At 65.5% G+C, this 22,897-nt stretch carries 24 protein-coding genes, 1 tRNA gene and 1 pseudogene; 17 read left to right on the top strand and 9 right to left on the bottom strand.

Annotated features, from left to right (window positions below; genetic code table 11):
* Nucleotides 1–8 precede the first annotated feature (8 nt).
* Complete coding sequence (gene pdxR / locus AABQ55_RS03675) at nt 9–1,439, top strand: MocR-like pyridoxine biosynthesis transcription factor PdxR (protein ID WP_272807297.1); 1,431 nt, start codon at nt 9–11, stop codon at nt 1,437–1,439.
* A 13-nt stretch (nt 1,440–1,452) separates the two neighbouring features.
* Here the strand turns inward: pdxR and AABQ55_RS03670 are convergent, their stop codons facing one another.
* From AABQ55_RS03670 to AABQ55_RS03655, 4 genes are all read right to left on the bottom strand, one after another.
* Complete coding sequence (locus AABQ55_RS03670; RefSeq protein ID WP_272807543.1) at nt 1,453–2,178, bottom strand: type 1 glutamine amidotransferase; 726 nt, start codon at nt 2,176–2,178, stop codon at nt 1,453–1,455.
* 127 nt (nt 2,179–2,305) lie between these two features.
* Nucleotides 2,306–2,482 carry a hypothetical protein gene (locus AABQ55_RS03665; RefSeq protein ID WP_272807296.1) on the bottom strand — a complete coding sequence of 59 codons (177 nt, stop codon included), beginning with the start codon at nt 2,480–2,482 and terminating at the stop codon, nt 2,306–2,308.
* A gap of 96 nt (nt 2,483–2,578) precedes the next feature.
* Nucleotides 2,579–3,007 carry an RbsD/FucU family protein gene (locus AABQ55_RS03660; RefSeq protein WP_244770318.1) on the bottom strand — a complete coding sequence of 143 codons (429 nt, stop codon included), beginning with the start codon at nt 3,005–3,007 and terminating at the stop codon, nt 2,579–2,581.
* Nucleotides 3,008–4,237, bottom strand: coding sequence for an ROK family transcriptional regulator (locus AABQ55_RS03655; RefSeq protein WP_272807295.1), 1,230 nt, complete (start codon nt 4,235–4,237; stop codon nt 3,008–3,010).
* Nucleotides 4,238–4,525: 288 nt separating this feature from the next.
* Between AABQ55_RS03655 and AABQ55_RS03650 the strand changes: the two genes are divergently transcribed.
* From AABQ55_RS03650 to pyrC, 5 genes are all read left to right on the top strand, one after another.
* Nucleotides 4,526–5,551 carry a sugar ABC transporter substrate-binding protein gene (locus AABQ55_RS03650; protein ID WP_244770320.1) on the top strand — a complete coding sequence of 342 codons (1,026 nt, stop codon included), beginning with the start codon at nt 4,526–4,528 and terminating at the stop codon, nt 5,549–5,551.
* Nucleotides 5,552–5,812: 261 nt separating this feature from the next.
* Complete coding sequence (locus AABQ55_RS03645; protein ID WP_244770321.1) at nt 5,813–6,922, top strand: ABC transporter permease; 1,110 nt, start codon at nt 5,813–5,815, stop codon at nt 6,920–6,922.
* The gene (locus AABQ55_RS03640) at nt 6,922–7,701 is read left to right on the top strand and encodes an ATP-binding cassette domain-containing protein (protein ID WP_272807294.1); all 780 of its coding nucleotides are present in this window, start codon (nt 6,922–6,924) and stop codon (nt 7,699–7,701) included. The genes AABQ55_RS03645 and AABQ55_RS03640 overlap by 1 nt, the downstream gene beginning before the upstream one ends.
* Complete coding sequence (locus AABQ55_RS03635; RefSeq protein ID WP_272807293.1) at nt 7,698–8,321, top strand: nucleoside triphosphate hydrolase; 624 nt, start codon at nt 7,698–7,700, stop codon at nt 8,319–8,321. The genes AABQ55_RS03640 and AABQ55_RS03635 overlap by 4 nt, the downstream gene beginning before the upstream one ends.
* 124 nt (nt 8,322–8,445) lie before the next feature.
* A complete protein-coding gene (gene pyrC, locus AABQ55_RS03630; RefSeq protein ID WP_272807292.1) occupies nt 8,446–9,486 on the top strand; it encodes a dihydroorotase in 1,041 nt (346 codons plus the stop codon).
* A 58-nt stretch (nt 9,487–9,544) separates the two neighbouring features.
* Here the strand turns inward: pyrC and AABQ55_RS03625 are convergent, their stop codons facing one another.
* Nucleotides 9,545–10,306, bottom strand: a complete 762-nt coding sequence (locus AABQ55_RS03625; protein WP_244770325.1) for a Crp/Fnr family transcriptional regulator — start codon at nt 10,304–10,306, stop codon at nt 9,545–9,547.
* Between the two features lie 188 nt (nt 10,307–10,494).
* On the opposite strand from AABQ55_RS03625, the gene AABQ55_RS03620 reads away from it, so the two are divergent.
* On the top strand, nt 10,495–10,893 hold the full coding sequence (locus AABQ55_RS03620; protein WP_272807291.1) for a hypothetical protein: 399 nt from the start codon (nt 10,495–10,497) through the stop codon (nt 10,891–10,893).
* Here the strand turns inward: AABQ55_RS03620 and AABQ55_RS03615 are convergent.
* Entirely contained in the window at nt 10,884–11,333 is a 450-nt protein-coding gene (locus AABQ55_RS03615) for a DoxX family protein (protein WP_272807290.1), read from the bottom strand. The genes AABQ55_RS03620 and AABQ55_RS03615 overlap by 10 nt on opposite strands.
* Before the next feature lie 178 nt (nt 11,334–11,511).
* Here AABQ55_RS03615 and AABQ55_RS03610 point away from each other — a divergent pair, with 178 nt between their 5' ends.
* Nucleotides 11,512–11,814 carry a SelT/SelW/SelH family protein gene (locus AABQ55_RS03610; protein WP_244770328.1) on the top strand — a complete coding sequence of 101 codons (303 nt, stop codon included), beginning with the start codon at nt 11,512–11,514 and terminating at the stop codon, nt 11,812–11,814.
* A 40-nt stretch (nt 11,815–11,854) separates the two neighbouring features.
* Here the strand turns inward: AABQ55_RS03610 and AABQ55_RS03605 are convergent, their stop codons facing one another.
* Nucleotides 11,855–12,232, bottom strand: a complete 378-nt coding sequence (locus tag AABQ55_RS03605) for a BA14K family protein (RefSeq protein WP_244770329.1) — start codon at nt 12,230–12,232, stop codon at nt 11,855–11,857.
* Between the two features lie 126 nt (nt 12,233–12,358).
* Here AABQ55_RS03605 and AABQ55_RS03600 point away from each other — a divergent pair, with 126 nt between their 5' ends.
* From AABQ55_RS03600 to cas7c, 8 genes are all read left to right on the top strand, one after another.
* A complete protein-coding gene (locus AABQ55_RS03600) occupies nt 12,359–13,789 on the top strand; it encodes a phosphomannomutase (RefSeq protein ID WP_272807289.1) in 1,431 nt (476 codons plus the stop codon).
* Between the two features lie 136 nt (nt 13,790–13,925).
* Nucleotides 13,926–14,010, top strand: a tRNA-Leu gene (locus AABQ55_RS03595).
* Between the two features lie 164 nt (nt 14,011–14,174).
* The gene (locus AABQ55_RS03590; RefSeq protein WP_272807288.1) at nt 14,175–14,762 is read left to right on the top strand and encodes a tyrosine-type recombinase/integrase; all 588 of its coding nucleotides are present in this window, start codon (nt 14,175–14,177) and stop codon (nt 14,760–14,762) included.
* 48 nt (nt 14,763–14,810) lie between these two features.
* Nucleotides 14,811–14,975, top strand: a complete 165-nt coding sequence (locus tag AABQ55_RS03585; RefSeq protein WP_272807287.1) for a hypothetical protein — start codon at nt 14,811–14,813, stop codon at nt 14,973–14,975.
* Nucleotides 14,976–15,011: 36 nt separating this feature from the next.
* Nucleotides 15,012–17,252 (top strand): CRISPR-associated helicase Cas3', encoded by a 2,241-nt coding sequence (gene cas3 / locus AABQ55_RS03580; RefSeq protein ID WP_272807286.1) that lies wholly within the window; start codon nt 15,012–15,014, stop codon nt 17,250–17,252.
* A 59-nt stretch (nt 17,253–17,311) separates the two neighbouring features.
* Entirely contained in the window at nt 17,312–17,980 is a 669-nt protein-coding gene (gene cas5c, locus AABQ55_RS03575) for a type I-C CRISPR-associated protein Cas5c (RefSeq protein WP_272807285.1), read from the top strand.
* Complete coding sequence (gene cas8c / locus AABQ55_RS03570) at nt 17,977–19,740, top strand: type I-C CRISPR-associated protein Cas8c/Csd1 (RefSeq protein WP_272807542.1); 1,764 nt, start codon at nt 17,977–17,979, stop codon at nt 19,738–19,740. Before cas5c ends, cas8c begins: the two co-directional genes overlap by 4 nt.
* Entirely contained in the window at nt 19,737–20,687 is a 951-nt protein-coding gene (gene cas7c / locus AABQ55_RS03565) for a type I-C CRISPR-associated protein Cas7/Csd2 (protein WP_272807284.1), read from the top strand. The genes cas8c and cas7c overlap by 4 nt, the downstream gene beginning before the upstream one ends.
* A 303-nt stretch (nt 20,688–20,990) precedes the next feature.
* Here cas7c and AABQ55_RS03560 read toward each other — a convergent pair whose 3' ends face one another.
* The gene (locus tag AABQ55_RS03560; RefSeq protein ID WP_272807283.1) at nt 20,991–22,028 is read right to left on the bottom strand and encodes an aldo/keto reductase; all 1,038 of its coding nucleotides are present in this window, start codon (nt 22,026–22,028) and stop codon (nt 20,991–20,993) included.
* Between the two features lie 11 nt (nt 22,029–22,039).
* Nucleotides 22,040–22,311 (bottom strand): annotated as a pseudogene (locus tag AABQ55_RS03555) (MFS transporter); the annotation flags it as partial.
* A gap of 103 nt (nt 22,312–22,414) precedes the next feature.
* Between AABQ55_RS03555 and AABQ55_RS03550 the strand changes: the two are divergent.
* Nucleotides 22,415–22,897, top strand: coding sequence for a GNAT family N-acetyltransferase (locus AABQ55_RS03550; protein ID WP_272807282.1), 483 nt, complete (start codon nt 22,415–22,417; stop codon nt 22,895–22,897).

Raw genomic sequence — 22,897 nt, 5'->3', positions numbered from 1 at the left:
GGTGCGCCATGGCATTGGATCGAAAAAGCACCAATTCCGAGCAAAAAATTCGGACCATTCTGCCGGACTGGTCCTCGCTCGTTCCCGTTCTTCCGGCGGCGGGCCGGCGCACGCCGGCGCTCTACCGCGAACTGCGGCGGCTGATCGAGGCGGGGGACATTCCGCCCGGCAGCAAGCTGCCGCCGACGCGGGACCTCGCGCAGCGGCTGAAGACCTCGCGCGGCAGCGTGGTCGCCGCCTTCGAGACGCTGATCGCCGAGGGCTTCGCGGTCGCCCGCACCGGGGCCGGCACCTTCGTTGCCGACCGGGTGCCGACGATGAGGCCGACGGAACCGGTCGAGCGGGAGAGACGCGCCCCGGCAATGCCGCTGCCCGGCACGCTCGGCGTCGCCATGGCCGACGCACGCACGCTGAAACAGTTCCGCACCCTGCTGTCACGCCATCTCGCCCGTCCGGGCCCCGAGCATTTCCACTATGGCGATCCGCGCGGCGGCGAAGCGCTGCGCCAGGCGGTCGCCGCCTATCTCCGGCAGGCGCGCGGCGTGCGCTGCGCGGCGCGCTCGATCGTCATCACGACGGGCACGCAGCAGGGCATCGACCTCGTCATCCGCAGCGCGCTGGCGCCGGGCGACCGGGTGATGATCGAGGACCCGTGCTATCCGAGCGCCCGGGCGGCCTTTTCCGGCAACGGCCTGGCGCTCTGCGGCCTTGCCGTCGACGGCGAGGGGGCGGATATCGCGCTGGCGGCACCGGGCGCCCGCGCGGTCTATGTCACGCCGTCGCACCAGTTCCCGCTCGGCGTCACCATGAGCATGCGCCGGCGGCTCGCCCTGATCGATTGGGCGCGGGAGACCGGCGGCTGGATCATCGAGGACGACTATGACAGCGAATTCCGCTTCGCCGGGCCGCCGCTCGCCGCCATGCAGGGCATGGATGACAGCGGGCGCGTGATCTATCTCGGCACCTTCTCCAAGGTGCTCTTCCCGGGCCTCAGGCTCGGTTATGCCGTCATTCCCGATCCGCTGCTCGATACGGTGGTGGCGCTGCGCGGCCGCAGCGACCGCAGCCCGCCGACGCTGGCCGAGGCCGCCCTCACCGACCTCATCCGCGAGGGCCACTTCGCCGCGCATCTGCGCCGCGCCCGGCGGCAGGCGCAGGCGGCACGCGACGCGCTGGTCGCGGGGCTCTCGACGGCGGGCACGCTTTCGGTCGGCGTGCCGGACCAGGGCCTGCACCTCGTCGCCGGCCTGCCGGCCGCGCTTGCCGATACGGACGCGGTGGAGATTGCCGCGCGCGCCGGGCTCGGCGTGCGGGCGCTCTCGGCCATGGCCGTCACCAATCCGCCGCGGCAGGGCCTGGTCATCGGCTTTTCCGGCTTCGCGCCCGAAATCCTCAAGGCCGCAGCGTCGCGATTCGCGGCGGCGCTGTCCAGGTCCTAAGGCCGTATCCGCTTCAGGCGACCCGGCGGGTTGCGGCGGCGGCGATCGTCGCCACCCAGGCCCGCGCGATGGCAAGGCCCGTGGCGTCGGCGCGCGGGCCGTTCTCGTCGGCCAGCGCGGCACGCCGTGCAAGCCAGCCGGGCTGGAGCGTCTCGATGAGCTGCGGGAAGGTCTCCGCCCAGCCGTCCACCACCGCGCGGCTCGCCTCGAAATGGAACTGGGTGCCGTAGGTGGCGCGGCCGATGCGGAAAGCCTGGTTCTCGGCGGCACCGTTGGTGGCGAGGCGCACGGCCTTGTCCGGCAGCGTGAACGTGTCGCTGTGCCACTGGAAGATCGGGAATGCGCCGGCCGCCGCCGACAGGACCGGATCGCCGGCGCCGTCCGTCGTCAGCGCCACCGTGCACCAGCCGAATTCCGGCGCCGCGCCGATCAGGTTCTCCGCGCCATAGGCCCGGGCGAGAAGCTGGCTGCCGAGACAGACGCCGAGCACCGATTTGTCCGCGTCGCCGAAGCGGCGCATCAGCGCGGCGAGCGCCGGCAGGTAGCCGTGGCGTTCGTCGTCGCGGGCGTTCTGCGGGCCGCCCATGACGACGACGGCGTCGTGGGCCGCGTCGTCCGCCGGGATGATGTCGCCGGCATGGGGGCGGCAGAGGTCGATCTCGGCGCCCGCCTCGTCCAGCGCGACGCCGATCTGCCCCAGCAAGGTCACCCTGTCGTTTTCCACCACCAGCACGCGCATGCGATACTCCCATTCTTCGATATGGCGCGAGACAAACACGGCCCTCCCCTTCATTCAAGGGCCAAACAAAAAGAACCCGGCTCTTTCGAGCCGGGCAAGTCGGGGGAGGATCGACAGAAGGAAGGGATCAGTGGCAGACGCGGATCTTCTTGACGATGACGTTGCCGTAGTAGTCGTAGGCCTTCACCTTCTTGATGAAGCAGGAGGGCTGGTAGCCGTAGCTGTAGTAACCGGCCTGCGAGGGGGCCGCGAAGGAAACGGCGGCAACGAGGGCGACGGTGGCGGAAACGATGATCTTGCGCATGGGGTCTCTCCTGATCGGTTGGGGATGAGCCTCTCTCATCCGGTGATCAGAAGGTCTCATATCTCCCCGCCCCGCGCTGTTCCGCGGGAAACAGGGTCAGGGATAGATGACGCCCTTGCGCAGGATGACATTGGCATAGAGCCGCGGCTCGCTGGTCTGCACCAGCGTGTGGGCGGCGCGCACGCGGCCATAGAAGTCGGCACCGACGAGCGGCACGACCGCGCGATCCGGCGCATGGCGGGCGCAGCAGTCGATGATCTCGCGGTGCACGGGCTCCAGCGTGTCGCGCTCCTGGCGGAAGGTGGAGCGGAAGATCGCCTCCTCGACGAAATCGTCGATCGGCAGCACCGAAAGCACGGCATTGAGCGCGGGGACGAGCGGCACGCCGTCGAGGCGGATGAGGCGGCGGGCGTGCTCGACGCCCGGATAGTTGCCGTCGACGATGGCGATCTCGTCGCCGTGGCCCATGGCGCGCAGCGTCGCGAGCAGCTCCGGGCCCAGGATGGGGTCAAGACCTTTCAGCATTCAGGCAAGCTCCTTGAAGAGGACGTTCTGGTCCGGAAGATAGCGGGAAAAGAGCGGCAGGCTGGCCCCGCCGATCGAGCGCGCGGCGCTGCCGACCGCGCCCTCGACGATCTCGGGCAGGGTGACGCCCTGGAGGTCGAGGCGGGCGACGGCGGCCTGCGTCGCCGCGACCACGCGCTCGCGCACCCAGGCGGGAAAGCCGCCGTCGATGATGACGGCGGAGAAGTCGATGACGGAGGCGGAGGCGACGACGGCCTGGGCGAGCGCGGCCGCCGTGTCCTCGATCCAGATTGCGAGCGGCGCACCGAAATCGATCCATCCATCCGCCGAATACCAGAGTGGTTTGGGATCGATGCCATGCTCGCGCAGCAGGTTTTCCAGGCGGTAGATCGAGGCGATCTTCAGGAGCTGCACCGTCTCGCCGTCACGACCCTGCACCGGCAGCGGGCCGATGGCGCCGGCCGTGCCGGTGCGGCCCGTGAAGAGCGCCGAATTCAGCACCACGCCGCCGCCGATGAAGGAGCCGATGAAGAGATAGAGGAAATCGGGATATTGCGGCCCGAGGCCGAAGACGAGTTCGGCGGCGCAGGCGCTCGTCGCGTCGTTCTGCAGCACGACGGGATAGGGCACGCGGCTTGCGATCTCCGCCCCGAGGTCGACGCCGCGCCACTGGTCCATGTCGGCCTGCGGCGCGCCCACTTCGCTCGCCCAGCTCCAGAGCTCGAACGGCGCGGCGACGCCGAAGCCGGCGATGCGGGCGCGCTCCTCCGGCGTGATCGCGGCCTCCAGCTCGGCGAGCCCGTCCACGACGAAGGCGAGCAGCGGGCCGGGCATCGGATAGGGATAAGTCCGGCGCACCTGCCGGCGGATGCCGCCGACGAAATCCATCATGACGATATCGGCGCTGCGGCGGCCGATCTTCAGGCCGAAGGAATAGACTGCATCGGGATTGAGCCGCATGGGCACGGAGGGCTGGCCGACCTTGCCGCGCATCGGCTCGCCGCGCATCAAAAGCCCCTCCGCCTCCAGCGCGCGCATGATGACGGTGACGGTCTGGGCGGAAAGGCCGCTGCGCCGGGCGATCTCGGCCTTCGACAGGCTGCCGTGCCGGCGCACCAGCGACATGACCAAGCGTTCGTTATAGGCCCGGACGCGCACCTGGTTCGCGCCCCCGCTCGGATCGAGGATTTCGGCCGGCACGGCGTGTGCCGTCGCGTCCTTTCTGATCATCGTCTCCTCCCGTGCCGGACCGGGCGCCCGCGCCCTTTCCGGTCCTCTTATCGGCTGGCGTTCCGCTCTTCCACCGGAAACGCGCAGCCGGGCTTTTCGCCCGATCTTTCCTGCAGCATGCCACATCGAATTAATAATTCAATTCGATTTATTTATTGACAGGCATTTCTTTTGGTGTTCTCTTTATGGCCGGAAGCAAGGATCGGCCGGCGGAGGAGCCGCCCGCCACCCTGCGACCGGATGGCCCCAGGAGAGGGGCGCATCCCGTTTTGTCCTTGGGAGGATCTTATGAAGAAAACCGTGATTTCCGCCGCTCTCGGCGCGCTTGCGCTCGGCGTCGCCTTTGCCGCGCCGGCCTCCGCCGCCGATGTCGGCGCCTGCCTGATCACCAAGACCGACACCAACCCGTTCTTCGTCAAGATGAAGGAAGGCGCCGAGGCGAAGGCCAAGGAACTCGGCGTGACGCTGAAGTCCTATGCCGGCAAGATCGACGGCGATTCGGAAAGCCAGGTCGCGGCGATCGAGACCTGCATCGCCGACGGCGCGAAGGGCATCCTGATCGCCGCATCGGACACGAAGGGCATCGTCCCCTCCGTGCAGAAGGCGCGTGACGCGGGCCTGCTCGTCATCGCGCTCGACACGCCGCTGGAGCCGCTCGACAGCGCCGACATGACCTTTGCCACCGACAACCTGCTCGCCGGCGAACTGATCGGCAAGTGGGCCGCCGCCACGCTCGGCGACGCCGCCAAGGACGCCAAGATCGCCTTCCTCAACCTGACGCCCTCGCAGCCGTCGGTCGACGTGCTGCGCAACCAGGGCTTCATGAAGGGCTTCGGCATCGACGTGAAGGACATTTCCAAGATCGGCGACGAGGACGATGCCCGCATCGTCGGCCACGACGTGACCAACGGCAACGAGGAGGGCGGCCGCACCGCCATGGAGAACCTTCTCCAGAAGGATCCGTCCATCAATGTCGTGCACACGATCAACGAACCGGCCGCTGCCGGCGCCTATGAAGCGCTGAAGGCCGTCGGCAAGGAAGGCGACGTGCTGATCGTTTCCGTCGACGGCGGTTGCCCGGGCGTGCAGAACGTCGCGGACGGCGTCATCGGCGCCACCTCGCAGCAGTACCCGCTGATGATGGCGGCCCTCGGCATCGAGGCCATCAAGACCTTCGCCGACACCGGCGAGAAGCCGAAGGCCACCGAAGGCAAGGACTTCTTCGACACGGGCGTGACGCTCGTCACCGACAAGCCGGCAGCCGGCGTCGAGTCCATCGACACCAAGGCCGGCAAGGACAAGTGCTGGGGCTGATGCCCCCGCCGGCCCGGCTTGACCGGGCCGGCTTTCCGCTACGGACGCGGCCCGGGTCGCGGGTAAGACCGACCCTGCTTTGACATTCGCAACAAGACATGGGCACCCTTCTCCATGGGGCACGGCGACAGCCGGGGCCGCATAGGGGAGGAGACCGCCCGGCGATGGCGGAAGGTGCGCAAGGCGCCCGACCGGTGCGTCCGTCTACCATTTCATCCGGTCAGCCGCGACGGTCGGCGCCGGAAGGGGAGGAACAGGATCATGAGTGAGACATCGACGGTCCCGCAGGGCGCGCAGCCCTCGCAGGGTTCGCAACCCTCGCAGGAATTCGAGAAGGTGCTGACCGGCAGCGCGACGCAGGTCGCCTCCTTCGATACGCACGACAAGACGCCCATTCAGAAATTCCAGCATTTCCTGCACGGCAGCCCCTCCGCGGTGCCGCTGATCGTGCTGGTGCTCTCGGTGGCGGTATTCGGCATCATCCTCGGCGGAAAATTCTTCTCCGCCTTCACGATGACGCTCATCCTCCAGCAGGTGGCCATCGTCGGCATCGTCGGCGCGGCGCAGACGCTGGTCATCCTCACCGCCGGCATCGACCTGTCGGTCGGCGCCATCATGGTGCTTTCCTCCGTCGTGATGGGCCAGTTCACCTTCCGCTACGGCCTGCCGCCGTCGCTCGCCGTGCTCTGCGGCCTCGCCTGCGGCGCGCTCTGCGGCTATATCAACGGCCTGCTCGTCGCCCGCATGAAGCTGCCGCCCTTCATCGTCACGCTCGGCATGTGGCAGATCATCCTCGCCTCCAACTTCCTCTATTCGGCCAACGAGACGATCCGCTCGCAGGACATCTCCGCGCAGGCCCCGCTGCTGCAGTTCTTCGGCAACAACATCCGCTTCGGCGGCGCGGTCTTCACCTACGGCGTCATCGCCATGGTGCTGCTGGTGGCATTGCTCTGGTACGTGCTGAACCACACCGCCTGGGGCCGCCATGTCTATGCTGTTGGCGACGACCCGGACGCGGCGGAGCTGGCCGGCGTCAACGTCAAGCGCATGCTGATCTCGGTCTATACGCTCTCCGGCCTCATCTGCGCGCTCGCCGGCTGGGCGCTCATTGGCCGCATCGGCTCGGTCTCGCCGACGGCGGGGCAGTTCGCCAACATCGAATCGATCACCGCCGTGGTGATCGGCGGCCTCTCGCTGTTCGGCGGGCGCGGCTCGATCCTCGGCATGATCTTCGGGGCACTGATCGTCGGCGTCTTCTCGCTCGGCCTTCGCCTCATCGGCACGGACCCGCAATGGACCTATCTCCTGATCGGCGTCCTCATCATCTCGGCTGTCGCAATCGACCAGTGGATCAGAAAGGTAGCAGGCTGATGGCTCTCGAACCCATTCTCACCGCCCGCGGTCTCGTCAAGCGCTACGGCCGCGTCACCGCCCTCGACCATGCGGACTTCGACCTCTATCCCGGCGAGATCCTCGCCGTGATCGGCGACAACGGCGCGGGCAAGTCCTCGATGATCAAGGCGATCTCCGGCGCCATCACGCCGGACGAGGGCGAAATCAAGCTGGAGGGCCAGCTGGTGCACTTCCGCTCGCCGATCGAGGCGCGCAGCGCCGGCATCGAGACGGTCTACCAGAACCTCGCGCTCTCCCCGGCCCTCTCGATCGCCGACAACATGTTCCTCGGCCGCGAGATCCGCAAACCCGGCGTCATGGGCCAGTGGTTCCGCAAGCTCGACCGCACGGCGATGGAGAAATTCGCCCGCGACAAGCTTTCCGAGCTCGGGCTGATGACGATCCAGAACATCAACCAGGCGGTGGAGACGCTTTCGGGCGGCCAGCGCCAGGGGGTCGCGGTGGCGCGGGCCGCCGCCTTCGGCTCGAAAGTGATCATCCTCGACGAGCCGACGGCGGCGCTCGGCGTCAAGGAGAGCCGGCGCGTCCTGGAACTCATCCTCGACGTGCGCCGGCGCGGCATCCCGATCGTGCTGATCTCGCACAACATGCCGCATGTCTTCGAGGTGGCGGACCGCATCCACATCCACCGGCTCGGCCGGCGGCTCACCGTCATCAACCCGAAGGACTACACCATGTCCGACGCCGTCGCCTTCATGACCGGCGCCAAGCTGCCCGCGGAGGCGATCGCGGCATGATCGCCCCTGCGACGATCGTCGATGCCCTGCTGCGGCGCGCGGGGGACGCGCGCCGCTTCCTCGTCGGCCTTGCCGGCCCGCCGGCCGCCGGCAAGTCGACGCTGGCCGAAGCGCTGCGGGACGGCCTCGTCGCCCGCGGCGAGACGGCCGAGATCCTACCGATGGACGGCTTCCACATGGACGACGGCATTCTCGCCGCACGTGGCCTCCTGCCGCGCAAGGGGGCGCCGGAATCCTTAGACGGCCGCGGTTTCATCGATATCGTCACGGCGCTGAAACGCGCCGAGGGCGAAGTCCTCGTGCCGGTCTTCGACCGGTCGCGCGAGCTGGCGATTAACGCCGCCCGCGCGATCCCCGGGGAAACCCGTTTCATCCTCGCCGAAGGCAATTACCTGCTCTTCAAGGATGCGCCGTGGGACAGGCTGGACGGCCTCTTCGACTTCACCATCTTCGTCGGCCCACCCTACAAGGTCCTGGAAGAGCGGCTTCGCCAGCGCTGGATGCGCTACGCGCTGCCGGAGGACCAGATCCACTGGAAGCTCTACGGCAACGACCTGCCGAACGGAAGGCGCATCCTGGAGAACTCCCGCCCCGCCGACCTCTCCATCGACATGTTCTGAAACGATTGTCGTTCCGCCCCGCGGATGCTATCGCAGCCGCCAGAGCAATTTTCGCAAGGATGCCTGAACGTCTTGCGTGCGGGATTGCCGCATTGCCGCAAAGCCAAGGGCGGGAGCGACACCGATGACCACAGAACTCACCATCCGCCGGCCGGACGACTGGCACCTGCACCTGCGCGACGGCGCCATGCTCGAAGGCGTGATCGGCGATACCAGCCGGCATTTCGCCCGCGCGATCATCATGCCGAACCTCGTGCCGCCGGTCGTGACCACCGCGGACGCTGCCGCCTACCGCGACCGCATCCTCGCCGCCCTGCCGGAGGGCGACCGGTTCGAGCCGCTGATGACACTCTACCTCACCGAGCATACCGACCCCGACGATGTCGAAGCCGGCTACGAAAGCGGCCTGATCCGCGCCGTCAAACTCTATCCGGCCGGCGCGACGACCAATTCCCACGGCGGCGTGCGCGACATGGACAAGGCGATGCCCGTGCTGGAACGCATGGCGAAGATCGGCCTGACGCTCTGCGTGCATGGCGAGGTGACGACGTCCGACGTCGATATCTTCGACCGCGAGGCCGTGTTCATCGAGACGGTGCTCGATCCGCTGCGCGCGCGCCTGCCGGAGCTGCGCGTCACCATGGAGCATGTGACGACGAAGAACGGCGTCGACTACATCAAGTCCGCCAAGGCGAACCTTGCCGGCTCGATCACCACGCATCACCTGATCATCAACCGCAACGCCATCCTGGTCGGCGGCATCAAGCCGCACTACTATTGCCTGCCCGTCGCCAAGCGCGAGGAGCACCGGCTGGCGCTGCGCGCCGCCGCAACCTCGGGCGACGGGCGTTTCTTCCTCGGCACCGATTCGGCGCCGCATGTCGATCCGCTGAAGGAATGCGCCTGCGGCTGTGCCGGCATCTACACCTCGATCAACACGATGAGCTGCCTTGCCCATGTCTTCGAGGAGGAGCGCGCGCTGGACAAGCTCGAGGCCTTCGCCTCGCTGAACGGCCCCGCCTGGTATGGCCTGCCGGCCAACGCGGAGACGATCCGTCTCGTCAGGCGCGCGCAACCCGTCGCCTTCCCGGCAAAGATCGAGACGGGCGCAGGGCCGGTGACAGTGTTCGACCCGATGTTCCCGCTGCACTGGGACGTCGCCTGAGCCATTCCAGCGGAACCGCACGCCGGTTTGCGTGCCGGGAACTGCGTTGGCGAAAGGGTCAGATGAAGGGGCGGGGCTGCTTCTTCAGCCCCTCCCAGCCGGCCAGCGCCAGAAGTCCGTCGCCGTCGAGGATCTCGCACCCCTTGTCCTGCCAGCGCATCAGCTTGCGGTCGGCCAGCTTGCGCAACGTCTTGTTCGTGTGCACGAGCGAGAGGCCGAGCGTATCGGCGACATGCTGCTGGGTGATCGGGATGACCCGCCGCCCGCCATCGACGCCCGCCGAACGGGCACGCTGGTGGATGAAGGAGAGCAGGTAGGCCGTGCGCTCCAGCGCCGAGCGCCGGCCGACGCTGAGCAGGTGCTCATCGAGGATGCGCTCCTCGTGCGCGGCGATCCAGGTGAGGTCGTAGGCGAGCGAGGCATGGCGCTCGAACAGCCGCTCCAGCTTCGAACGCTCGAAGACGCAGAGCGTGACGGGCGTCAGCGCCTCGATGGAATGGTCCATTTCACCCAGCAGGCTGCCCTGCAGGCCGATGAGATCGCCCGGCAGCACGTAGTTCATGATCTGCCGGCGCCCGTCCGGCAGCAGCTTGTAGCGGAAGGCCCAGCCGGAAAGCACCGTGAAGAGATGGGCGCTGTGCATGCCCTCGACGAGGATCGTCGCGCCCCGTTCGCTGGAAAGCTCGCCGCTCTTGAACTGCGAGACGAAGTCGAGCTCCTTGGCCGAAAAATCCCGGAAGGTCGAAAGGTTGCGCAGGGGACATTGCTGACAGGGCGTGCGCCATCTGGATTGCTGGTTGACCGCCGTACTGCCCGCCATTGCGCCCCCGCCTGTTCCGATCCCGCGCAGCCCCATGAGCTGGCCCGGAAAACGCGCAGCATGCGCGGTTGTTCCATCGCATGGGCGCTATGTCTTTTTTAAATGACACCCCCGGCAGGCAAGCCCAAAGTCCGCCTCCCGAACCGCCGCTTCTCCGGCGGTTGCACATGGACGAGGAGTGCGGCGCCATGAACCATTCACTTCCGCACATATTGATCGCCGAACGCGAATTCCTGATCGCGCTCGACGCGGAATACCTGATCAAGGCGGCGCTGGATTGCCGCACCACCCTGCTGCGGCCCGAACAGCTCGACCAGTGGGGCGCGGCCGCGCTGGCCGATATCGACCTCTGCCTGCTCGACGTGCCGCTCGATGCCACGCAGATCACGGCGCGCATCGAACGGCTGGTGGCAGAAGGCGTGCCGCTTCTCTTCACGACCGTCGGCGACATCCATCGCGACGGCGTCAAGGGCTTCGAGGCCATTCCCGTCGTCATGAAGCCCCATGACGCCGAGACGCTTGCCGCAGGGGTCAAGCGGCGGCTGCGGCAGAGGCCGCCACCGCCGGAAGAGGCCGATCAGAACTGACGGCCGAGCCTGGCGTCGACCGAATGGCTGTTGGCGCCCCGGATCACGAAATAGAACATGATCAGCGTCCACAGGATTGACTTCTCCGCGCCCATCAGGCCCTCGGCCTGCACGATGCCGTGGAAGTAGACGGTGACGGCGAGCACGATCATCGCCGCGAAGGCGGCCGGGCGCGTGAAGAGGCCGATGGCGATCAGGATGCCGCCGAAGAATTCCGTCGCGGCGAGCAGCGGCGACCAGAAGACGCCCGGATAGAAGCCGAGGCTCTCGACCATGCCGCTGGCGCCGAAGGGATTGAGGATCTTGCCATAGCCGTGCGTGACGAGCAGCAGGCCGGCGGCAACGCGCAGGATCGTTTCCGCGCTCTCGCCGAGCGCTGCGTAAATGCTGCCGAGCGAGGGGATGATGAGGCGCGGGCGATTGGTGGCAAGCTCTGACATGGGATCTCCTGTGGGATGTTGCAGTGCACCACGTCTCCTCCAGGAATCGGGCTGCGACAAGATGTCCGCCAACAAAACATGATGAATTGAGTTGACAATTCTGTGAGAGGCGCGCGAGCCGGCGCGTGCCAAGACGCCCCCGCTGCTATATGCTTTCGTCATCGATCAGGAGGTGACCATGTCCGGGGAAAAGCCGCGCGTTTCCATTCTCTACTGCACCCAGTGCAACTGGCTGCTGCGCGCCGGCTGGATGGCGCAGGAGCTGCTTTCGACCTTCTCCGACGGGCTCGGCGAAGTGGCGCTCATTCCCGGCACCGGCGGCAGTTTCGAGATCCGCGTCGGCGAGGCGCTCGTCTGGGAGCGCAAGCGCGACGGCGGCTTTCCGGGACCGAAGGAACTGAAGCAGCGTGTGCGCGACGTCATCGAACCGGGCCGGGACCTCGGCCACACGGACCGCGTCACCGACGCCGGTCAGGGCTGAAACCAAAACGGCGGGCCGAAGCCCGCCGTTTCCGCCGTGCTTATCGATAGGGCGAATAGCACAGGCGATACACCCCGCCGCCGGCATGGTAGCGGTTGGTGTAGGGGTCGTAGGTGCGGTAGCGGTTGGCGCACCAGTTCACATGCGCCCGGCGTCCGCCGTAATAGCGCGGCCGCTCGTAGCGCGGGCGATAGTAGCGACGCTCATAGCCGTAGTTCGGGCGATAGTGGCGACGATAGTAACGGCGGTCGCAGCCGTAACCATAGCAGAACTGCACCTGCGCCTGGGTGACGTCACTTTTCGTCTGTACCTTCATGTCCGGCACGGCGAGCGGAACGGCCTGGGCCGCACCCATGGGCGCGATCGCGGAGGCAATCCCCATCGCGCAACCGAAAACGAGATTTCGAATCTTCGACATGTGATCCTCACTGTTCTGGCGGGATTTTTCCCTGTCACGTCCCTGCTTTGCATTACGTTCACGCATTTTGTTTTATTCATGTCGCGCCCTTTACCGGGCCGGACCGCGAGCGACAGGAGGTGCTGCATGAGCCTGAAATTCGGAACCAGCGGCCTGCGCGGCCTTTCGGTGGATCTAGAAGGGCCGGCCACCGCGCTCTATGCCACCGCCTTTGCCCGTCATCTCCTCACCGCCGGCATCGCCCGGCCGGGCGACGAGGTTCTGATCGGCCGTGATTTCCGCGACTCCAGCCCGGCCATCGCGGCCATCGCGATCGCGGCCCTCGGCAGGGCGGGCCTTTGCCCGCGCGATTGCGGCACGCTGCCGACACCGGCGCTGGCGCTGCTCGGCCTTGCCCGCAAGGCCGCCTGCCTGATGGTGACGGGCTCGCACATTCCCGCCGACCGCAACGGCATCAAGTTCTACCGGCCGGACGGCGAGATCGACAAGGCGGACGAGGCCGCCATCACCGCCGCCGCCGCGGCACTTCGCAGCGAAGGCGCGGACCTTCCCGCCACGCCGGAGGCCGCCGACGACCTCCATGACGCCGCCATGGCGCTCTACACCGCCCGCAACCACACGCTATTGCCCGAGCGGGCGTTGGCCGGCCTCCGCGTCGGCGTCTACCAGCACTCGACCGTGGCGCGCGACCTTCTCGTTTCCGTGCTCGCCCACTACGGCGCGGACGTCGTCGCGCTCGGCCGCTCGGAACGCTTCATCCCCGTCGACACGGAGGCCGTCTCCGCCGAGACGATCGCCCTTCTAGAGGGCTGGGCCGTGCAGCATGGGCTGGCCGCCATCGTCTCCGCCGACGGCGACGGCGACCGGCCGCTCGTTACCGACGAGACCGGAACGCCCCTGCGCGGCGACCTCGTCGGCCTCATCGCCAGCCGCTTCCTCGGCGCCACCGTGATCGCAACGCCGGTCACCTCGAATTCCGGCATCGAGGCCGCCGTTTCCGGCAGGGTGCTGCGCACCCGGGTCGGCTCGCCCTTCGTGATCGCCGCGATGAACGAGGCGGTCGCCGCCGGCGAGACGGCCGTCGCCGGCTTCGAGGCCAATGGCGGCACGCTGACGGCGACGCCCTTTGCCGTGAACGGCCTCACGCTCGCCGCGCTCCCCACCCGCGACAGCCTGATGCCGGTGCTCGCCGTCCTGGCGCTCGCGGCGGCAGAAGACCGGCCGCTTTCCGCCATCGCCGCCGGCTTCGCCCTGCCGGCGGCGGCCAGCGACCGCCTGGAGAACATGCCGGTGGAGACCAGCGCCGCCCTGATGGCGGAGCTGCGCTCGGGCGCCGGGCCCCTTGCCGCCTTCCTCGCGCCGATCGGCGTGCCGGCCAAGGTGAGCGACCTGGACGGCCTGCGCGTCACGCTGGAGGACGGCAGCGTCATCCATTTCCGCCCCTCCGGCAATGCGCCGGAAATGCGCTGCTATGTCGAGGCGAAGAGCGAGACCGCCGCCGCGGACCTGCTTGCGGCCGGGCTGGAGCGTGTTCGCGCCTGGGCCACGAGCCGCTGAGCCTTTTCCGGCGGCCCGGTTTCCCCGCAAAACCGCCACGCCCTTTTGCGGAAAAGGCATTTTTTGCCAAGCTGTTGCGAAAACTTCAAAAAGCCTGTTGACACCGGCGAGCGCTCCTTCTACATGCCTCTCCGTCGCCCAGATGGCGGAATTGGTAGACGCGCAGGTTTCAGGTACCTGTGCCGCGAGGCGTGGAGGTTCGAGTCCTCTTCTGGGCACCATTTCCTAGTTTTTCAACGTCCAAGGACGTCTGAGAAACCCCGAAATTCTCAAGGGATTTCGGGAGCATACGTCCAAGGACGTTTGCTAGTGTCTTTTGGCATCCACAAAATTTGCTGGTATGATTGCTGGTATCGGAATCACGGTACCAACGACGCACCAGCACATGGCGACGGACAGACCCAGTGATGCGGCGCTCCGATCCATCAAGCCGCGCGACAAACAATTCAAGCTGTCGGACGGTGGCGGCCTGTTTCTGCTCGTAACCCCGAACGGCAGTCGGTTGTGGCGACTTGCTTATCGTTTTGGAAGTCCCCAGAAGCAGCTCGCTCTCGGTTCATATCCGGCAACGCTGCTTGTCGACGCGCGGGAAGCACGCCGCAGGGCGAAAGGGCTGCTTGAGGCCGGTATCGATCCGGGCGAGGAAAAGAAAGAGCGCAAGGTCGCCGTAAAGGCTGCCAAAGAGGCTGCGGAGAACACCTTTGCCGCTGTCGCAGAAAAATATCTTACCAAGGCGGAGAGAGAAGGTCGAGCGGCCATCACGATGAGCACGGCTCGATGGCTGCTGATCGACCTGGCAAAGGGTTTCGCGGACAAGCCGGTGCACGAGATCGCACCGAAGGACGTTCTCGCCGTGCTTCGCCCTGTCGAAGCCAAGGGGAACCACGAAACGGCTCGGCGCTTGCGATCGACGATTGGCCGCGTCCTGCGGTTCGCTGTCGCCAACGGCTGGGCGGAACGATGCGACGGCTGATCTCAGGGGCGCGCTGACAGCCCCAATGTCCGGCATCGTGCTGCAATCGTGAAGCCGGAACCGCTCGGTACGCTGATGCGTGCCGTCTATTCGTGGGAAAGCGGCCAACCGACCACCATCGCGGCGCTGAAGTTTATGGCGCTTCTCGCCCTTCGGCTTGGCGAAGTCGATTTCCTCACCAAGATACAACCATTCAGTGCATTGCCTGCCTGATCTGCGCCATGCATTCTTCAAGCGCGGGGGGAATGCATGGAATTTTATGCACATTCTGGTCGTGATCCGGGCAAATCCGACTGGCAGCCCTTGAAGGAGCATCTGTTTGCCGTTGCACGGCTGGCGGGAGAGAAGGCTCGTCCGTTCGGACTTGAGCGAGCAGCGTTTATCGCAGGGCTTTTTCACGATCTCGGCAAATACAACCCGGCTTTTCAACGGCGCCTGGACGGCGCGATGGAGCCTGTCGATCATTCCACGGCCGGCGCGCAGGTTTTGCGCGATCTTGCCAGGGGGAGCGATGCAGCCATGGCGCAGGTCATCGGCTACGGCATCCTCGGGCACTATGCGGGCCTGCCCGACAGGCTGGACGCACCCGGCACCTTCGATCATCGCATGAAGCAGCCGCAGGCAATCGATCCGGTCTGGATGGAAGAGCTGCATGTCGAGATTTCCGGCCTCGTGCCCGACATGATTCAACGCTTTCCCACCGACCGGGCTGGCCATGCCTTCTCCTGGGCCTTCATGGGACGCATGCTGTTCTCGACGCTGGTGGATGCGGATTTTTCGGACACCGAGCGCTACTATGTGACGCTCGGCGAGAAGAAGGCGGACCGCGACTGGCCGGCGCTGGCCGCGCTGATCGATGATTTCATCGCGCGTTTCGATGTGTACACGACCGCGCTCTCGGGACGGGAGGGGGCGTTGAATTCCTTGCGCCGTGAGGTGCTGGCCCATGTGCGTAGAGGGGCCGAACGGGAGCCGGGCCTGTTCACTCTCACCGTGCCGACCGGCGGGGGCAAGACGCTGTCCTCCCTCGGCTTCGCGCTGGATCATGCCCGTCGGTACGGGCACCGCCGGATCATCTATGTCGTTCCCTTCACCAGCATCATCGACCAGACGGCGGCAATCTTTCGCTCCGTGCTCGGAGAGGGCAATGTCCTCGAACACCATTCCTCCATCGAGGAGGAATCGTTCGACGCGAAGCAGCGCAAGCGCAAGGATAAATTGAAGCTGGCGATGGAGGATTGGGCAGCTCCGGTCATCGTGACGACGACCGTGCAGCTTTTCGAAAGCCTGTTCACGGCCCGCCCGTCACGGGCGCGCAAGCTGCACAATATCGCCGGTTCCATCCTGGTTCTGGACGAGGCGCAGACCCTGCCGAAGGCCTTGCTGATGCCGATCATGCGGGCGCTGGAGGAACTGGCGCGCAACTACGGCTGCACGATCGTCCTGTGCACGGCGACACAGCCGGCGCTCGGCAAGCGTCCGGAATTGCCAGGCGGCTTGCCGCTGGAAGGCCGGGAACTGGCGCCGGACCCGCCGGGTCTGGCAACGAGACTTGCACGCACGCATATCGTCCATGCCGGTGATATGGACGACGGCGCACTGCTGGATGCCCTTGCCGGTCATGAACAGGCGCTGGTCATCGTCAACAGCCGGCGCCATGCGCTGGAACTCTACCGGAAGGCGTCCGAGGCCGGGCTGGAGGGAATCGTCCACCTGACGACACGGCAATATGCGGCGCATCGCCGTCGGATTCTGGCGGATGTGCGGGACCGCCTGAAAGACGGTCGATCTTGTCGCCTGATCGCCACCAGCCTGATCGAGGCCGGAGTCGATGTCGATTTTCCCGTTGCCTGGCGGGCCGAGGCAGGCCTGGACCAGATCATACAGGCTGCCGGCAGGGTCAATCGGGAAGGCAGGCGCGACCGTGAAAGCAGCATCGTTACGGTCTTCAATCCACACGCCCACCGGCCTCCTGCCGAAATCCGCGGCCTGATCGGCGATATGAAGCGGATCATCGACAAGCACGCCGATCTCACCTCGCTCGCCGCCGTTGAGGATTATTTCGGCGAGGTCTACTGGCGTATGGGCGAGGGCATGGACGGCAAGAATATCCTCGACCGATTTGCGCTGAGCGGCCGTACGGGCTGCCATTTCGATTATCGCACGGTCGGCCGGGATTTCCGCATGATTGAAAGCGGTCTGGCGCCGGTGATCGTGGCACTGGACGAGGGAGCAAAAGAAGCCGTTGATCAACTGGGAGTGGAGGCGATTTCGTCTGGATCGTTGGCGCGGAAGCTGCAATCCTCGGTAGTGTCGATGCCTCCGAAAGCGAGGGACCTGCTGATCAGGAACGGCCATGTCGCGTTCGCTGCGCCGCAATGGAGGGGAGACCAGTTTGCTGTTCTGCAGACAGCCAGCCTGTACGTTCAGGAGGTAGGTCTGCTTTGGGAGGATGCGGGCTATCTCGGCGTGGAAGACATGATTTTCTAGCTGAATCCGCTCTGCAGCGGTGTTCTCATGCGTTTTCGAATGTTTTTGGGAGGGCATCAATGACCTACGGAATTCGCCTGAAAGTCTGGGGTGATTATGCTTGTTTCACGCGCCCGGAGATGAAGGTCGAGCGTGTCTCCTACGATGTGATGACGCCTTCCGCGGCGCGCGGCCTGCTGGAGGCGATCCATTGGAAGCCGGCGATCCGCTGGGTGATCGATGCGATCCATGTGCTGGAGCCCATCCGCTTCCAGTCGATCCGGCGCAACGAAGTCGGCCACAAGGCGCCGGCGGGCAAGATCAGGTCGGCGATGAAACGCGGCGATCTGGAGGGGTTGAACCTGCTGGTGGACGAGGATCGCCAGCAGCGTGCCGCCACCGTGCTGGTGAAGCCGGCCTATGTGATCGAGGCGCATTTCGAGCTGACGAAGAAGGCCGGTCCCGATGACAACGAGGGCAAGCATCTCGATATTTTCAACCGTCGTGCGGCGCGGGGTCAGTGTTTCCATCAGCCTTGCCTCGGCACGCGGGAATTCGCGGCGCATTTCGAGCTTCTCCCGCCCGATGCGCCGCTGCCGCAGGCCATCGGCGAGAGCCGCGATCTCGGCTTCATGCTGTTCGACATCGATCACGCGACGGACGGGCGGCCGTCGCTGTTCTTTCGCGCCGCACTGGAGAATGGCGTGGTGAAGGTTCCGTCGCCGAGTTCCCCGGAGGTTCGGCGATGACGATCCTTTCCGCGCTTGCAAGGGCCTATGATCGCCTGCCGAACGCGCCGCCGTTCGGGTATTCTTCGGAAAAGATTGGCGTCGTTATCGGCTTGAACGATGACGGGTCGGTCGTCAGCGTCACCGACTGGCGCGAGGGCGAGGGCAGGAAGGCGCGGCCTCGGCCGATGCCGGTGCCACAGCCCGTGAAGCGCACGGCAGGCATCGCGCCGAACTTTCTCTGGGACAAGACCTCTTATGTCCTGGGGGTGACTGCTGGCGAGGGGCGACGCACCGCAGACGAGCACCGGGCTTTCGTGGAACGACATCTGGGGGACTTGGGGGAAAATGACGATCCCGGTCTACGCGCTTTCCTGTCGTTCTTGACGACGTGGTCGCCGGAACAGTTCACGGCTTCGCCCTGGCAGGACGACATGAAGGACCAGAACGTGGTTTTTGCGCTGGAAAGCGACCGGCGCGCGAACATCTTCCTGCATGATCGTCCCGCGGCCAAGGCCGTGTGGGAGCGCCTGTCGAGCCGGGGAAGCGGCAGGGAGGAAATCTGCCTCGTTCGCGGAGAGCCCGGGGCGGTTGCGCGCCTTCATCCATCGATCAAGGGTGTCTGGGGCGCGCAATCTTCCGGCGCGGCGCTTGTCTCCTTCAATCTCGACGCCTTCACCTCCTACGGCCACGAACAAGGTGACAATGCCCCCGTCTCCGAGGCCGCGGCCTTCGCCTATACGACGGCGCTCAACCGGTTTCTGGAAAGGGACAGCGGACACCGCATCCAGATCGGCGATGCCTCCACGGTATTCTGGGCGGATGCGTCCGAGGCGGGTGCGGCGGAGGAGGTGGAGATGCTGTTTCCCGTCTTCTTCGATACCGTCGATCAAGAGCAGGAAGCAGAAGAGAAGATCGGGGCGAAACATATCCGCGAGCGGCTGGAGCAGATCCGCAAGGGGGTGCCGCTGGAGGAAGTGGAGCCGAACCTCGGCAAGGTGCAATTCTACGTGCTCGGACTTGCGCCCAATGCCGCCCGGCTCTCCATCCGTTTCTTCCATTCCGGCAATTTCGGCGAGTTGACCCGGCATTACCAGCAGTTCGTCTCCGGCATGCGGATCGAGCCGCCGCCGCGCGAGCCTTTCCCGCCGCTCTGGCGCTATCTTTGCGAAACCGCCGTCCTCGGCAAGAGTGAGAATGTCACGCCGAACCTGGCCGGGGAGTGGATGCGTTCGATCCTGTCGGGCACGCATTATCCGCTGACGCTCCTGTCGTCGGTCCTGACCCGCATCCGCGCCGATGGCGAGATCAATGCCCTGCGCGCCGGCATTCTCAAGGCTTTGCTCATCCGTAATTTCAAAAGCAAGGAGGCATCCGTGGCGCTCGATCCGGCAAATACGAACAAGGGCTATCTGCTGGGGCGGCTGTTTGCCGTTTATGAGCACATCCAGGCTGCGGCGCTCGGTCCGAAGGTCAACGCCACGATCAAGGACAAGTTCTATGGTTCGGCGTCCGCGCAGCCGCGCAAGGTGTTCCACCTGCTCGAAAGCGGCTCGGCCAATCATCTGTCCAAGGTCGGCAAGCAGAAGCCCGGTTACAAGGTCATGCTGGAGAAGCAGGTCGGCGCCATCATGGAACTGATGAGTCCCGGCGTGGACCCTTTCCCGGCTTCGCTTTCTGCCGAGGACCAGGCGCTTTTCGGCCTCGGCTACTATCATCAACGCAACGAGTTTTTCAGAAAGCCGGCTGAAGCCGCTGTTTCGAGGGAGACTGACGCATGACCGCGATTGCCAACCGCTACGATTTCGCGCTGATCTTCGAGGTCGTCAACGGCAATCCCAACGGCGATCCGGATGCCGGCAACCTGCCGCGACTCGACCCGGAGACGAACAGGGGGCTGGTGACGGATGTCAGCCTCAAGCGCAAGATTCGCAACTACGTCGATCTCGCCCGCCATGGCGAAGACGGTTTCCACATCTATGTCGAGGAAGGCGCAATCCTCAACCACAAGCACCGGCAGGCCTATCGGGCAATCCGCGAGGATGACCCGAAGGTCGAGAAGGACGCCAAGCTGAACCCGAAGGACGATGCGGAGGCGAAGGCCATTACCGCCTTCATGTGCCGCAACTTCTTCGATGTGCGCACCTTCGGCGCCGTCATGTCCACCGGCGTCAATGCCGGCCAGGTGAAGGGGCCGGTGCAAATGACCTTCGCGCGCTCCGTCGAGCCGATCCTGCCGCTCGAGATCTCGATCACCCGCATGGCAGCCACCAACGAGGCTGAAAAGAAGCAGAAGGCCGAGGGCGACGATTCCAGCGAGCGCACCGACAACCGCACCATGGGACGCAAGCATATCGTTCCCTACGGTCTTTATGTCGCGCACGGCTTCATTTCCGCCAAGTTCGCGGAGCGCTCGGGCTTTTCGGAAAGCGACCTTTCCCTGCTGTTCGAGGCGCTCGCGGCCATGTTCGAGCACGACCGTTCCGCCGCGCGTGGCGAAATGGCGACGCGCAGGCTGGTGGCGTTCAAGCATGACAACGCGCTCGGCAACGCGCCGGCGCATGCCCTGTTCGAGCGCATCCGTATCGGCCGCAATGTAGAGGGCGAATTTCGTGTCATCGACCAGCGGCTGGACAATCTGCCGCCGGCGAGAGCCTTTTCGGATTATATCGTGACGATCGATCGTGACGGCCTGCCCGAAGGTGTCGAGATTCTGGAATTGCTTTGAACCATGGCCATCGATGACGGTGACGAAGGGCAGGATGCAGGAGAGCCCATTCCGTTCTCTGCCCTTCAGCATGCCATCCATTTGTCTGCGCCAGGCGGCCGCTGATCCATGTCGAGAGGTTTAGGCCCGAAAATCGCTTCACGGCGGAAGGCAACGTGCTGCATGCCGTGGCCGATAGGGGCGGATCGCGACGGGTGGGAGGGCTTCGGTGCGTCATGTCGTTGCCCGTCGCATCGCGTCGCCTCATCAGGCGCAAGCCGAACTGCATGAGATCATCGTGGGGATAGTCGCCAGGAGCCACCGTTAGCCGGCTATCGGCGGGCTCAGCCGCGCAAAGCCCTCTTGCCGGCGATAGGGGAAATGGGGATAGGGCGCAGTGACGGCGCTGGCTTCATCCAGCTTTGCCACCTGCTCCGGCGTCAGGCTCCAGCCGACCGCGCCGAGGTTCTGGCGAAGCTGTTCCTCGTTGCGCGCGCCGACGATGACGGAGGAAACGGTCGGGCGTTGCAGCAGCCAGTTCAGCGCGACCTGCGGGACTGACTTGCCCGTTTCCTCGGCAATGGCATCGAGCGCATCGACGACGCGATAGAGGTTTTCGTCGTCCACCGGCGGGCCGAAACTTGCGGTCTCATGCAGGCGGCTGCCTTCGGGCAGCGGCGTGCCGCGCCGGATTTTTCCCGTGAGCCGACCCCAGCCGAGCGGACTCCAGACCATCGCGCCGAGGCCCTGATCCGCACCCAGCGGCATCAGATCCCATTCGTAGTCGCGCCCGACCAGAGAGTAATAGACCTGATTGGCGACATAACGCGGCCAGCCATAACGATCGGCGACGGCCAGCGATTTCATGATCTGCCAGCCGGAGAAGTTGGAGACGCCGACATAGCGGACCTTGCCGGCGCGCACGAGCGTATCGAGCGTCGAAAGCACTTCCTCGACCGGCGTGCCGGCGTCGAAGGCGTGCAGTTGCAAGAGGTCGATATAGTCGGTCTGGAGGCGGCGCAGCGCATCCTCGACCGCCCGGATCAGCCGGAAGCGGGAGGAGCCTGCGTCGTTCGGCCCGTCGCCCATCGGTAGGCCGGTCTTGGTCGAGATCAGCACCGCATCGCGCCGACCCTTGATCGCCTCGCCAAGCACTTCCTCGGAAGCACCGTTGGAATAGACGTCGGCCGTGTCGAACAGGTTGACGCCGGCCTCCAGGCAGATGTCGACAAGGCGGCGGGCTTCCGCAGCGTCCGAATTGCCCCAATTGCCGAAGAGCGGGCCGGAGCCGCCGAAGGTTCCGGCGCCGAAGCTGAGGACCGGCACCTTGAGGCCGGATTTTCCGAGGGGTCGATAGTCCATGGGAATGCTCCTTAGTGAACGGGATTGCAGGAAGGTGAGAGGGCCACGCCCTTGCTCACCCAGACGGCAATCAACGCGGTGGCGATGGCGAATAGCGGAAACAGCGCAGCCGTGATCGGCACCACGGCGAGGCCCGGCCCTTTGTCGATGACCACGCCGCCGGCCATGCGCCGGTGGCGTTGCCGAGATTGAAGGCTCCGATGTTGAAGTTGGATGCAAGGCTCCGGCCCGCGCCTTCGGCCTTGGACAGCACCCACATCTGCAAGGGCGCGACGGGCATGAATGGTATCCGCTGATGTTTCCTTGCCTGGAAGATAGACGCTGCCTGTTGGCTGAAGTAGCCTACGTTCAGGAATATCATTCATGAATTGAATTCAAAGGATGCCATGGAACTCACGCTTGAAAAATTCGGTCCGCGAGACTTCGCCGACTATTTCCGGCTGGTAAGCGACCCCGAGGTCATGGTCATGATCACGGAGCGGGCCATTCCCGCCGAAGAGGCGCGGCGCGACTACGAAGAGCTTCTGGCCGACAATGCCCTCCATCCGGAGCTCGGCCACTTCCGCGTCCTCGATGAGCGAGGAACGTTCATCGGTCTGGGCAAGCTGGCGGTGAAAGCAGCGGCGGCGGATCAGGCCGAGCTGGGCTACATGCTCGTCCCGGAATATTGGGGCAAGGGAATAGCCAGTCGGATCGCCAGGCTTTTGGTGGCGCGGGCCGAGCGGCAATCCGCATTGCGAAGCCTCTTCGCCATCATCGATCCGGCCAATGTTCCGTCGAGGAAAATCCTGATCAACAATGGTTTCGTCTCAAGGGAATTCAAGGATTTCGACGGCCTGCCGGGCGAAGTGCTGGAAAGGACCTGGTAG

The organism is Shinella sp. WSD5-1 (assembly GCF_963942435.1).
Classification (GTDB): domain Bacteria; phylum Pseudomonadota; class Alphaproteobacteria; order Rhizobiales; family Rhizobiaceae; genus Shinella; species Shinella yambaruensis.
This window is presented reverse-complemented; position numbering and strand designations above follow the sequence as displayed.